This window comes from Pseudomonas sp. S3E17, assembly GCF_024168685.1.
GTDB lineage: Bacteria > Pseudomonadota > Gammaproteobacteria > Pseudomonadales > Pseudomonadaceae > Aquipseudomonas > Aquipseudomonas marginalis.
The window spans coordinates 6,116,843-6,128,334 of record NZ_JALJWE010000001.1 but is presented as its reverse complement, the minus strand read 5'-3'; the positions used below and the strand labels follow the sequence as shown (position 1 = coordinate 6,128,334).

10 protein-coding genes are annotated in these 11,492 nt (G+C 61.9%); 8 read left to right on the top strand and 2 right to left on the bottom strand.

Annotation, left to right across the window (positions count from 1 at the left end; translation table 11 throughout):
- Window positions 1–11 precede the first annotated feature (11 nt).
- Window positions 12–719, bottom strand: a complete 708-nt coding sequence (locus J3D60_RS27720; protein ID WP_065938734.1) for a tellurite resistance TerB family protein — start codon at window positions 717–719, stop codon at window positions 12–14.
- A gap of 167 nt (window positions 720–886) precedes the next feature.
- Between J3D60_RS27720 and J3D60_RS27715 the strand changes: the two genes are divergently transcribed.
- From J3D60_RS27715 to J3D60_RS27680, 8 genes are all read left to right on the top strand, one after another.
- Entirely contained in the window at window positions 887–1,798 is a 912-nt protein-coding gene (locus tag J3D60_RS27715; protein WP_065938733.1) for a LysR family transcriptional regulator, read from the top strand.
- Window positions 1,799–1,930: 132 nt separating this feature from the next.
- The gene (locus J3D60_RS27710; RefSeq protein WP_253494050.1) at window positions 1,931–3,388 is read left to right on the top strand and encodes a gamma-aminobutyraldehyde dehydrogenase; all 1,458 of its coding nucleotides are present in this window, start codon (window positions 1,931–1,933) and stop codon (window positions 3,386–3,388) included.
- 71 nt (window positions 3,389–3,459) lie between these two features.
- The gene (ydcS, locus tag J3D60_RS27705) at window positions 3,460–4,611 is read left to right on the top strand and encodes a putative ABC transporter substrate-binding protein YdcS (RefSeq protein WP_065926496.1); all 1,152 of its coding nucleotides are present in this window, start codon (window positions 3,460–3,462) and stop codon (window positions 4,609–4,611) included.
- A 137-nt stretch (window positions 4,612–4,748) separates the two neighbouring features.
- Window positions 4,749–5,783, top strand: coding sequence for an ABC transporter ATP-binding protein (locus J3D60_RS27700; protein WP_253493480.1), 1,035 nt, complete (start codon window positions 4,749–4,751; stop codon window positions 5,781–5,783).
- 1 nt (window position 5,784) lies between these two features.
- On the top strand, window positions 5,785–6,714 hold the full coding sequence (locus J3D60_RS27695) for an ABC transporter permease (RefSeq protein ID WP_027604529.1): 930 nt from the start codon (window positions 5,785–5,787) through the stop codon (window positions 6,712–6,714).
- Window positions 6,704–7,513 carry an ABC transporter permease gene (locus J3D60_RS27690; RefSeq protein WP_025856826.1) on the top strand — a complete coding sequence of 270 codons (810 nt, stop codon included), beginning with the start codon at window positions 6,704–6,706 and terminating at the stop codon, window positions 7,511–7,513. The genes J3D60_RS27695 and J3D60_RS27690 overlap by 11 nt, the downstream gene beginning before the upstream one ends.
- A gap of 169 nt (window positions 7,514–7,682) precedes the next feature.
- A complete protein-coding gene (locus J3D60_RS27685; RefSeq protein WP_253493479.1) occupies window positions 7,683–9,107 on the top strand; it encodes a gamma-aminobutyraldehyde dehydrogenase in 1,425 nt (474 codons plus the stop codon).
- A gap of 343 nt (window positions 9,108–9,450) precedes the next feature.
- Entirely contained in the window at window positions 9,451–11,076 is a 1,626-nt protein-coding gene (locus J3D60_RS27680; RefSeq protein ID WP_065938728.1) for a glucan biosynthesis protein D, read from the top strand.
- A 47-nt stretch (window positions 11,077–11,123) separates the two neighbouring features.
- On the opposite strand, the gene J3D60_RS27675 is transcribed toward J3D60_RS27680, so the two are convergent.
- Entirely contained in the window at window positions 11,124–11,309 is a 186-nt protein-coding gene (locus J3D60_RS27675) for a hypothetical protein (protein ID WP_065926501.1), read from the bottom strand.
- Between the last annotated feature and the right edge of the window lie 183 nt (window positions 11,310–11,492).

The window sequence follows — 11,492 nt, the reverse complement described above, 5'->3', positions numbered from 1 at the left end:
GGCCCCGTTGGTTACTGGTTAAGCCGTACCTGCTTTTCCAGTTCCAGCTTCAAGCCCGGTTCGAGCTTGAGTTGGCGGGCCAATTCGTCCAGATACGCCTTTTCCATAAAGTTCTCCTCGTCCACCAGCATCACGCTGGCGATGTACATCTCGGCAGCCATTTCCGGGGTGCCGGCGGCGCGGGCGACGTCGGCCGGATCCAGCGGCTTGTTCAGCTCGGCGTGCAGCCAGCTTTGCAGTTCGCGGTCGTTGTCCAGCTTGGTGAATTCACCTTCGATCAGTGCGCGCTCGCGTTCATCCACATGGCCGTCGGCCTTGGCGGCGGCGACCAATGCCTTGAGGATCCCCTGGCTGTGCTGCTCGACCTGGGCCGGTGGCAGGCGGTCGATGGTTTGCGGTTCGCCCTGAGGCGCGTTGGCCTGCTTGGCCTGCCAGTTGCCGTAGGCTTTGTAGGCAATCACGCCCAACGCGGCCAGCCCGCCGTAGGTCAGGGCCTTGCCGCCAAACTTGCGCGCCTTCTTGTTGCCCAGCAACAGGCCCATGGCACCCGCCGCCAGGGCGCCACCGCCCGCACCGCCGAGCAGGCTGCCCAGACCGCCGCCGCCGAGCAGCCCGCCGAGGGCGCCTTTATCGTCCTGCTTGCGCTGGCCGCCGGTTTTATTCTGCAACATGTCCTGGCCGGACTTGAGCAACTGATCGAGCAATCCACGGGTATTCATTCGTAGCCTCCAGACACTAGGGTTCATGGACCAATAGGCCCTCAGCGTAAAACTAAGTGCCAAAAAGCCGCGATCTAGAGTGCTTCCAGATGTAACGCCACTGCCCTTCGCTAAAACCGATATACACTCGGACAAATCTATAAAAACACCCCACTGGTAATTCCAGCATGATGACCTTGCGTCAAATCCGGCATTTTATCGCCGTGGCCGAGACCGGCTCGATCTCCGCCGCCGCGCAGACCGCGTTCATTTCCCAGTCCACCCTGACCCTGGCGATCCAGCAACTGGAGCAGGAAATCGGCGTCACCCTGTTCAACCGCCACGCCAAGGGCATGACCCTCACGCACCAGGGCCATCAGTTCCTGCGCCAGGCACACTTGATCCTCGCCACCGTCGACAATGCCAAGCGCAGCCTGCAACAGAGCACCGACCAGGTCGCCGGGCAGTTGATCATCGGCGTGACCAGCCTGGTCGCCGGCTACTACCTGGCAGATTTGCTCACCCGCTTCCAGCGCGCCTACCCCAACGTGGAGATCCGCGTGATGGAAGACGAACGCCCGTATATCGAGCATTTACTGGTCAGCGGCGAGATCGATGTGGGCGTACTTATCCTCTCCAACCTGGAAGACCGCCACGCCCTGCAGACCGAAGTCCTCACCCACTCGCCCCACCGCCTGTGGCTGCCAGCGCAACACCCACTGCTGGAGCACGACAGCATCAACCTCGCCGACGTGGCAGGCGAGCCGTTGATTCAGTTGAATGTCGACGAAATGGGGCATAACGCCCAGCGCCTGTGGGCCGCTGCCGGCCTGCAACCGCGCGTGACCCTGCGCACCGCCTCCACCGAAGCCGTGCGCAGCCTGGTAGCCGCGGGCCTGGGCGTGTCGATCCAACCGGACATGACCTACCGCCCCTGGTCCCTGGAGGGCGACATTATTGAAGCGCGGCCGATTGCCGACCTCAGCCAGACCCTGGACGTCGGCCTGGCCTGGCGTCGGGGCACCGCGCGACCGGCCTTGGTGGATCCGTTCCTCACCGTGGCGCGGGAACAACCACACCCACGCAAGCCATCTATTTAATCGAATGCTGCATTCAGTATTTAGTATTTGTTGACCTCGCGCCTGATCTCTAGTCTCTGTCTATCCATAAGAGAAGGTCAGGCGACTTGTAAGAGAACGCCCATGACCACACAAGAAAAGAGATCACGAAAAATGTCCGGCGCGCCCACCCCGCTGCTCACTGCGTTGCTGATCGACGGCGAACTGGTCCAGGGCCAGGGCGTTGCCGAGCCGATCCTCAACCCGGCCACCGGCGAAGTGCTCACCCAGATCGCCGAGGCCAGCACCGAGCAGGTCGAAAGTGCGATCCTCGCCGCACACCGCGCTTTTGCCGGCTGGTCGCGGACCACGCCGCAACAACGCTCGAACGTCCTGCTGGGCATCGCCGACGCCATCGAGAAACACGCCGACTACCTCGCCCGCCTGGAATCGCTGAACTGCGGCAAGCCGTTGCACCTGGCGCGCCAGGACGACTTGAGCGCCACCATCGATGTGTTCCGCTTCTTCGCCGGCGCCGTGCGCTGCCAGACCGGCCAGCTCAGTGGCGAATACCTGCCGGGCTACACCAGCATGGTGCGCCGCGATCCGATTGGCGTGGTGGCCTCGATTGCGCCGTGGAACTACCCGCTGATGATGGCCGCGTGGAAGATCGCCCCGGCGCTGGCGGCCGGTAATACCTTGGTGTTCAAGCCGTCGGAACACACGCCGCTGTCGATCCTCGCATTGGCCCCGGTCCTGAAGGACGTGTTACCACGCGGGGTCATCAACATTCTGTGCGGTGGCGGTGAAGGCGTCGGCAGCCATCTGGTCAGCCACCCCAAGGTGCGCATGGTCTCGCTGACCGGCGACATCGTCACCGGCCAGAAAATCCTGCAGGCCGCCTCCAAGACTCTCAAGCGCACACACCTGGAATTGGGCGGCAAGGCACCGGTGATCGTGTGCAACGACGCCGATCTGCAAGCCGTGGTCGAAGGCGTACGTGCCTACGGTTACTACAACGCCGGCCAGGACTGCACCGCGGCGTGCCGCATCTACGCCCAGGCGGGCATCCACGACAAATTGGTCGCCGAACTGGGCGCAGCCGTCAGCAGCCTGCGCTTCGCCGGCAAGCGCGATGCCGATAACGAACTCGGCCCGCTGATCAGCACACGCCAGCGCGACCGCGTGGCCAGCTTTGTCGAGCGCGCCCTCGGCCAGCCGCATATCGAGCGGGTCACCGGCGCGGCCGTGCATTCCGGGGCCGGCTTCTATTACCAGCCGACGCTGCTCGCCGGTTGCAAGCAGACCGATGAAATCGTCCAGCGCGAAGTGTTCGGCCCGGTGGTTACCGTGACCCGCTTCGACGAACTGGAACAGGCGGTGGACTGGGCCAACGATTCCGAATACGGCCTGGCCTCCTCCGTCTGGACCCAGAACCTGGACAAGGCCATGCAGGTCGCCGCACGCCTGCAATACGGCTGCACCTGGATCAACAGCCATTTCATGCTGGTCAGCGAAATGCCACACGGCGGCTTGAAGCGCTCGGGGTATGGGAAAGATCTGTCCAGCGATTCGCTACAGGACTACAGCGTGGTGCGCCACATCATGGCCCGCCACGGCCAGCATCTTTAAAACAACAACTAAGCTCATGCGTCACGGCTTCACACACTGCCCCGACCATAATTAAAGAAGAGGGAATCCCCATGTCTGCGCATAAGACCGCACTGCTCAGTGCCTTGACCACCGCGCTGCTGGCCAGCGTCAGTATCCAGGCCGCCGAACCGCTCAAGGCGGTGGGCGCTGGAGAAGGCCAGCTGGATATCGTCGCCTGGCCCGGCTATATCGAACGTGGCGAAAGCGACAAGGCCTACGACTGGGTCACAGGTTTCGAGAAGGAAACCGGCTGCAAGGTCAATGTGAAAACCGCCGCCACCTCTGACGAAATGGTCAGTTTGATGGCCAAGGGCGGTTATGACCTGGTCACCGCGTCCGGGGATGCGTCGCTGCGATTGATTGTCGGCAAGCGTGTGCAGCCGATCAACACGGCGTTGATCCCCAACTGGAAGAACATCGACCCGCGCCTCAAGGATGCGCCGTGGTACGTGGTGGGCCAGCAGACCTACGGCACCCCGTACCAGTGGGGCCCGAACGTGCTCATGTACAACACCACCGTGTTCAAGACCGCGCCCACCAGCTGGAACGTGCTGTTCGATGCGCAGAACCTGCCGGACGGCAAGCCGAACAAAGGTCGCGTGCAGGCCTATGACGGTCCGATCTACATCGCCGATGCGGCGCTGTACCTCAAGAGCACCCAGCCGGAACTGGGGATCCAGAGCCCCTATGAACTGACCGAAACCCAGTACAAGGCCGTGCTCGATTTGTTGCGCGCGCAGCAGCCGTTGATCCACCGCTACTGGCATGACACCACCGTGCAAATGAGCGACTTCAAGAACGAAGGCGTGGTGGCCTCCAGCGCCTGGCCGTATCAGGTCAACGGCCTGCAAAACGAGAAGCAGCCGATTGCTTCGACCATTCCCAAGGAAGGCGCCACCGGCTGGGCCGACACCACCATGCTGCACAGCGAGGCCAAGCACCCGAATTGCGCCTACAAGTGGATGGACTGGTCGCTGCAGCCCAAAGTCCAGGGCGATGTCGCCGCCTGGTTCGGCTCGCTGCCGGCGGTGCCCGCAGCCTGCAAGGAAAGCGAACTGCTCGGCGCCGAGGGTTGCAAGACCAACGGCTTCGACCAGTTCGACAAGATCGCCTTCTGGAAAACCCCGCAGGCCGAGGGCGGCAAGTTCGTGCCGTACAGCCGCTGGACCCAGGACTACATCGCGATCATGGGCGGCCGCTAAGACCATGCAGACGGTATAGATCCCCTGTGGGAGGAGGCTTGCCCCCTCCCACATCGACCGCATTCACGGATGTTTTGTTTTTTCAGCAGTCCAGGCCGGGCGCTGCGACCACCCGCGCCTTTTTGGAGCACCGCACCATGACGCTTGCAGTCCAATTCACCCACGTTTCCCGTCAGTTCGGCGAAGTGAACGCCGTTGACCGGGTTTCCATCGATATCCAGGACGGCGAGTTCTTTTCCATGCTCGGCCCATCCGGCTCGGGCAAGACCACCTGCCTGCGCCTGATCGCCGGTTTCGAGCAGCCGAGCGCAGGCTCGATCCGCATTCATGGCGAGGAAGCCGCTGGCTTGCCGCCGTATCAGCGTGACGTAAACACGGTATTCCAGGATTACGCACTGTTCCCCCATATGAACGTGCGCGACAACGTCGCCTATGGCCTCAAGGTCAAAGGCGTGGGCAAGACCGAACGCCTCAACCGCGCCGAAGAAGCCTTGGGAATGGTCGCCCTCGGTGGCTACGGCGAGCGCAAGCCGGTGCAACTCTCCGGCGGCCAACGCCAACGGGTAGCCCTGGCCCGTGCCCTGGTCAATCGCCCCCGCGTGTTGCTGCTCGATGAACCCTTGGGCGCCCTCGACCTCAAGCTGCGCGAACAGATGCAAAGCGAGCTGAAGAAGCTGCAACGCCAGCTCGGCATCACCTTTATCTTCGTCACCCACGACCAGACCGAAGCGCTGTCGATGTCCGACCGTGTGGCGGTGTTCAACAAGGGCCGCATCGAACAGGTCGACACCCCGCGCAACCTGTACATGAAACCGGCCACCGCGTTCGTCGCCGAATTCGTCGGCACCTCCAACGTGATTCGCGGCGAGTTGGCCCAGCGCCTCAGCGGCAGCCCGCAGCCGTTCTCGATCCGTCCGGAACATGTGCGTTTTGCCGAGGGCCCGCTGGGCGCCGGCGAAGTGGAAATCAGCGGCTTGCTGCACGACATCCAGTACCAGGGCAGCGCCACCCGCTATGAGCTGAAACTGGAAAACGGCCAGGCGCTGAACATCAGCCAGGCCAACAACCAGTGGCTGGACATCAGCAGCGGCCATCAGGTCGGCCAGTCCATCACCGCCCGTTGGGCGCGAGAAGCCATGACGCCGCTGACTGACCGCGCAGGCGAGGTGTGACATGAGCCTGGCCCTTTCCCAACCGCCGATGCGCAGGTTTTCCAACCTGCTGTACCGCAAGCCCAACCTGTACCTGGCGATGCTGCTGGTTCCGCCGCTGATCTGGTTCGGCGCGATCTACCTGGGTTCGCTGCTGACCCTGCTGTGGCAAGGCTTCTATACCTTTGACGACTTCACCATGGCGGTCACCCCGGACCTGACCCTGGCCAACTTCGCCGCGCTGTTCCAGCCGTCGAACTTCGACATCATCCTGCGCACCCTGGGCATGGCGATCGTGGTGTCGATCGCCAGCGCCATCGTCGCCTTCCCGATCGCCTACTACATGGCGCGCTACACCACGGGCAAGACCAAGGCGTTCTTCTATATCGCGGTGATGATGCCGATGTGGGCCAGCTACATTGTCAAGGCGTATGCCTGGACCTTGCTGCTGGCCAAGGGCGGTGTGGCGCAGTGGTTCGTGCAGCACCTGGGCCTGGAACCGGTGTTGCAGTTCGTGCTGGGTATTCCCGGCGTGGGCGGCAGCACCTTAAGCACCTCGCACCTGGGGCGCTTCATGGTGTTCGTCTATATCTGGCTGCCCTTCATGATCCTGCCGATCCAGGCGTCTCTGGAGCGCTTGCCGCCGTCGTTGCTGCAAGCCTCCGCCGACCTCGGCGCCAAGCCGCGCCAGACCTTCATGCAGGTAATCCTGCCGCTGTCGGTGCCGGGGATTGCCGCCGGTTCGATCTTCACGTTTTCGCTGACCCTGGGCGATTTCATCGTGCCGCAACTGGTGGGCCCGCCGGGTTACTTCGTCGGCGGCATGGTCTACGCCCAGCAAGGCGCCATCGGCAATATGCCCATGGCGGCGGCGTTCACCCTGGTGCCGATCGTGCTGATCGCGGTTTACCTGTCCATCGTCAAACGCCTGGGGGCCTTCGATGCACTCTGAGAAATCATCCTTAGGCTTGAAGATCGCAGCCTGGGGCGGGTTGGTATTCCTGCACTTCCCGATCCTGATCATCTTCCTCTACGCCTTCAACACCGAAGAAGCCGCGTTCAGCTTTCCGCCCCAGGGCTTTACCCTGAAGTGGTTCAGCGTGGCCTTCGCCCGGCCGGACGTGTTGGAAGCGATCAAGCTGTCGTTGCAGATCGCCGCCATCGCCACCCTGATTGCCATGGTGCTGGGCACCCTGGCCTCGGCGGCGCTGTATCGCCGCGAGTTCTTTGGCAAGCAAGGCGTGTCGCTGATGTTGATCCTGCCGATTGCGCTGCCGGGGATCATCACCGGTATTGCACTGCTGGCGACGTTCAAGACATTAGGCATCGAGCCGGGGATGTTCACCATCATCGTCGGCCACGCGACGTTCTGCGTGGTGATCGTCTACAACAACGTCATCGCCCGCCTGCGCCGTACGTCCCACAGCCTGATCGAAGCCTCGATGGACCTGGGTGCCGACGGCTGGCAGACCTTCCGCTACATCATCATGCCCAACCTTGGCTCGGCGCTGCTGGCCGGCGGCATGCTGGCGTTTGCGCTGTCGTTCGACGAAATCATCGTCACCACCTTCACCGCCGGCCACGAACGTACGTTGCCGCTGTGGTTGCTCAACCAATTGAGCCGGCCACGGGATGTGCCGGTGACCAATGTGGTCGCGATGCTGGTGATGCTGGTGACGATGTTCCCGATCCTGGGCGCCTATTACCTGACCCGCGGTGGTGAAAGCGTGGCCGGGAGTGGTGGTAAATAATTTTTTATTGAAGACACCGAGCTCAAATGTGGGAGGGGGCTTGCTCCCGATAGCAGTGTGTCAGTTGTAGATGATGTGACTGAAAGACTGTCATCGGGAGCAAGCCCCCTCCCACATTCAGAGCCGGTTTATTCAGTGACATAACGATCGCTTTCTAGAGGACTGAACCATGCAAACCAAACTCTTGATCAACGGCCATCTGGTCGAAGGCGAAGGCCCGGCGCAAGCGGTGTTCAACCCGGCATTGGGCCGCGTGCTGGTGGAAATCAAAGAAGCCAGCGAAGCCCAGGTCGACGCCGCCGTGCGCGCCGCCGATGCGGCCTTCGAAGGCTGGTCGCAGACCGCGCCCAAGGATCGCTCGCTGTTGCTGCTGAAACTGGCCGACGTGATCGAAGCCCACGGCGAAGAACTGGCCAAGCTGGAATCGGACAACTGCGGCAAGCCCTACAGCGCCGCGCTGAACGACGAGATCCCGGCAATTGCCGACGTGTTCCGCTTCTTCGCCGGCGCCAGCCGATGCATGAGCGGTTCGGCCGGTGGTGAATACTTGCCCGGCCACACCTCGATGATCCGTCGCGACCCGGTGGGCGTGATCGCGTCCATCGCGCCGTGGAACTACCCACTGATGATGGTCGCCTGGAAAATCGCACCGGCCCTGGCCGCGGGCAATACCGTGGTGCTCAAGCCATCGGAGCAAACCCCGCTGACCGCGTTGCGGATGGTCGAGCTGGCGTCGGAGATTTTCCCGGCCGGAGTACTCAACCTGGTGTTCGGCCGTGGGCCCACGGTGGGCAGCCCGCTGGTGAACCACCCGAAAGTGCGCATGGTGTCGCTGACCGGTTCCATCGCCACCGGTGCGAATATCATCTCCAGCACCGCCGACAGCGTGAAGCGCCTGCACATGGAGCTGGGCGGCAAGGCGCCCGTGATCATCTTCAACGACGCGGATATCGATGCAGCGGTGGAAGGCATTCGTACCTTTGGCTTCTACAACGCCGGGCAGGACTGCACCGCAGCGTGCCGGATTTATGCGCAGGCGGACATCTACGATGCCTTTGTGGAGAAGCTCGGCGCGGCGGTCGCCAGCATCAAATACGGCTTGCAGGATGACCCGGCCACTGAGCTGGGGCCGTTGATCACTGCGCAACACCGCGACCGGGTTGCCGGGTTTGTCGAACGCGCCGTGGCGCAGCCGCATATCCGCCTGGTCACCGGTGGCAAGGCGGTGGAAGGCAATGGCTTCTTCTTTGAGCCGACCGTACTCGCCGATGCGCAACAGGACGATGAGATCGTGCGCCGCGAGGTGTTCGGGCCGGTGGTGTCGGTGACCAAGTTCAGCGATGAGGTGCAGGTACTGGGCTGGGCCAATGATTCGGACTACGGGTTGGCGTCGTCGGTATGGACCGCCGACGTAGGACGCGCCCATCGCCTGGCCGCGCGCCTGCAGTACGGCTGCACCTGGGTAAACACCCATTTCATGCTCGTCAGCGAAATGCCCCACGGTGGTCAGAAACTGTCGGGGTATGGCAAGGATATGTCCATGTACGGGCTGGAGGACTACACCATGGTTCGGCATGTGATGTTCAAGCACTGATCTCCCCAAGCGCCGTAACGCTTTATTGTAGGAGCGAGCTTGCTCGCTCCTACAGGCATCCCCCTCTGGACATCACCCGCAGCGGCGTCGCCATCCCACTTCCCACATTTGGATCTTCATAATTCGTGGGTAATGTGTTCACTCACAGCGTCGGAAATGTCTTGTCGCATTTGCAATGCAATCACCCCGCCATCAATCAATTTTCCTACGTCATCGAACCGCTTAAGCTATCCGGCGTCTGTTTAATGTCCGTTGCGTTTGGCCGAAGGCATGTCCGAACCGTAATTTCTGATCCAGCACGTGCCAGGAACGGCGCGGGATTTGCTCACGACAGGTTGTCTCTATGCACCGCAGGAATTTGCTCAAAGCCTCCATGGCCATTGCGGCCTACACCGGTTTATCGGCCAGCGGCCTGCTTGCCGCGCAGGCCTGGGCCGGGAACCGTGCCGCCGATGGCAAGGCCGTGGCGTTCGATTTTGAAACGCTCAAGGCCCAAGCCAAACAGCTGGCCGGGACCGCGTATAAAGACACCAGACAGGTGCTGCCGCCCACACTGGCGACCATGACCCCGCAGAATTTCAACGCCATCGGCTACGACGGCAACCATTCGCTGTGGAAGGAATTGAACGGCCAGCTCGACGTGCAGTTCTTCCACGTCGGCATGGGCTTCAAGACACCGGTGCGCATGCACAGCGTCGACCCCAAGACCCGTGAAGCCCGCGAAGTGCATTTCCGCCCTTCACTGTTCAATTATGAAAAAACCACCGTCGACACCAAACAGCTGACCGGCGACCTGGGTTTCTCCGGCTTCAAGTTGTTCAAGGCGCCGGAACTGGATCGCCATGACGTGCTGTCGTTTCTCGGCGCCAGCTACTTCCGCGCGGTGGATTCCACCGGCCAGTACGGCCTCTCCGCCCGTGGCCTGGCGATTGATACCTACGCAAAAAAACGCGAAGAGTTCCCCGATTTCACGCAGTTCTGGTTCGAGACCCCGGACAAGAACGCGACCCGCTTTGTGGTCTACGCCCTGCTCGACTCGCCGAGCGCCACCGGTGCCTACCGCTTCGATATCGACTGCCAGGCCAACCAGGTGGTGATGGCCATCGACGCCCATATCAACGCACGTACCGCCATCGAACAGTTGGGCATCGCCGCCATGACCAGCATGTTCAGTTGCGGCACCCACGAGCGCCGCATGTGCGACACCATTCACCCTCAGATCCACGACTCGGACCGCCTGGCGATGTGGCGGGGTAATGGCGAGTGGATTTGCCGCCCGTTGAATAACCCGGCCAAGCTGCAGTTCAATGCGTTCGCCGACACCGACCCGAAAGGTTTCGGCCTGGTGCAGACCGACCATGAGTTCGCCAGCTACCAGGACACCGTCGACTGGTACAGCAAGCGTCCAAGCCTGTGGGTCGAACCGACCACCGCCTGGGGCGAAGGCTCGATCGACCTGTTGGAAATCCCCACCACCGGCGAGACCCTGGACAACATCGTGGCCTTCTGGACCCCGAAAAAGCCGGTGGCGGCCGGCGATTCACTCAACTATGGCTACAAGCTGTACTGGAGCGCCCTGCCCCCGGTCAGCACGCCGCTGGCGCAAGTCGATGCGACCCGTTCCGGCATGGGCGGCTTTACCGAAGGTTGGGCGCCGGGGGAGCACTACCCGCCAGTGTGGGCGCGCCGGTTTGCCGTGGACTTCAAGGGCGGCGGCCTGGACCGCTTGCCGGCCGGCACCGGGATCGAGCCGGTGGTGACCTGCTCCCACGGTGAAGTGAAAGACTTCAGCGTGCTGGTGCTCGACAACATCAAGGGTTACCGCATCCTGTTCGACTGGTACCCGACCAGCGACAGCGTGGAGCCAGTGGAACTGCGACTGTTTATCCGCACCCAGGACCGCACCCTGAGTGAAACCTGGTTGTATCAGTACTTCCCGCCGGCACCGGAACAGCGCAAGTACACCTGATCCAGATCGTTCCCACGCTCGCGTGGGAACGATCCTCGGGCACGCCATCAGAACCGCGACACACTCTTCATCGCTCCAATCAAATACCGCATCGCCACCTGATCGCTTTCGGTCAGGGCGCGATACTGCGCCAGTAACTCGGCTTCGTCCGAACTCAACCTGCGGCCACGCAAGGACACCCTGCGGGTAAAAAAAGACACCACCGCACCCGCTACACCATAGGACTTGGCCATGGACTGTTTCTCCTGATATCGATCAAAAACTCCTGTGCCCACAAACCGTTTCCCGGGGAACGCAATGCCTCGGTGTACAAACAGACTGACTCCCTGGGCCAGAAATCAGTCGTACCCTAAGCGTAGAAACAATCTCGTTACGCGTGGGATTTTTTTAGAGTATTCACTTAAAAAACCACTTCG

What these genes read in the sequence shown, in the direction of transcription:
- J3D60_RS27720 (WP_065938734.1), bottom strand. Translation starts at nt 719, where the DNA reads ATGAATACCCGTGGATTGCTCGATCAGTTGCTCAAGTCCGGCCAGGAC.
- J3D60_RS27710 (WP_253494050.1), top strand. Translation starts at nt 1,931, where the DNA reads ATGTCCGGCGCGCCCACCCCGCTGCTCACTGCGTTGCTGATCGACGGC.
- J3D60_RS27715 (WP_065938733.1), top strand. Translation starts at nt 887, where the DNA reads ATGATGACCTTGCGTCAAATCCGGCATTTTATCGCCGTGGCCGAGACC.
- ydcS (WP_065926496.1), top strand. Translation starts at nt 3,460, where the DNA reads ATGTCTGCGCATAAGACCGCACTGCTCAGTGCCTTGACCACCGCGCTG.
- J3D60_RS27680 (WP_065938728.1), top strand. Translation starts at nt 9,451, where the DNA reads ATGCACCGCAGGAATTTGCTCAAAGCCTCCATGGCCATTGCGGCCTAC.
- J3D60_RS27690 (WP_025856826.1), top strand. Translation starts at nt 6,704, where the DNA reads ATGCACTCTGAGAAATCATCCTTAGGCTTGAAGATCGCAGCCTGGGGC.
- J3D60_RS27685 (WP_253493479.1), top strand. Translation starts at nt 7,683, where the DNA reads ATGCAAACCAAACTCTTGATCAACGGCCATCTGGTCGAAGGCGAAGGC.
- J3D60_RS27695 (WP_027604529.1), top strand. Translation starts at nt 5,785, where the DNA reads ATGAGCCTGGCCCTTTCCCAACCGCCGATGCGCAGGTTTTCCAACCTG.
- J3D60_RS27675 (WP_065926501.1), bottom strand. Translation starts at nt 11,309, where the DNA reads ATGGCCAAGTCCTATGGTGTAGCGGGTGCGGTGGTGTCTTTTTTTACC.
- J3D60_RS27700 (WP_253493480.1), top strand. Translation starts at nt 4,749, where the DNA reads ATGACGCTTGCAGTCCAATTCACCCACGTTTCCCGTCAGTTCGGCGAA.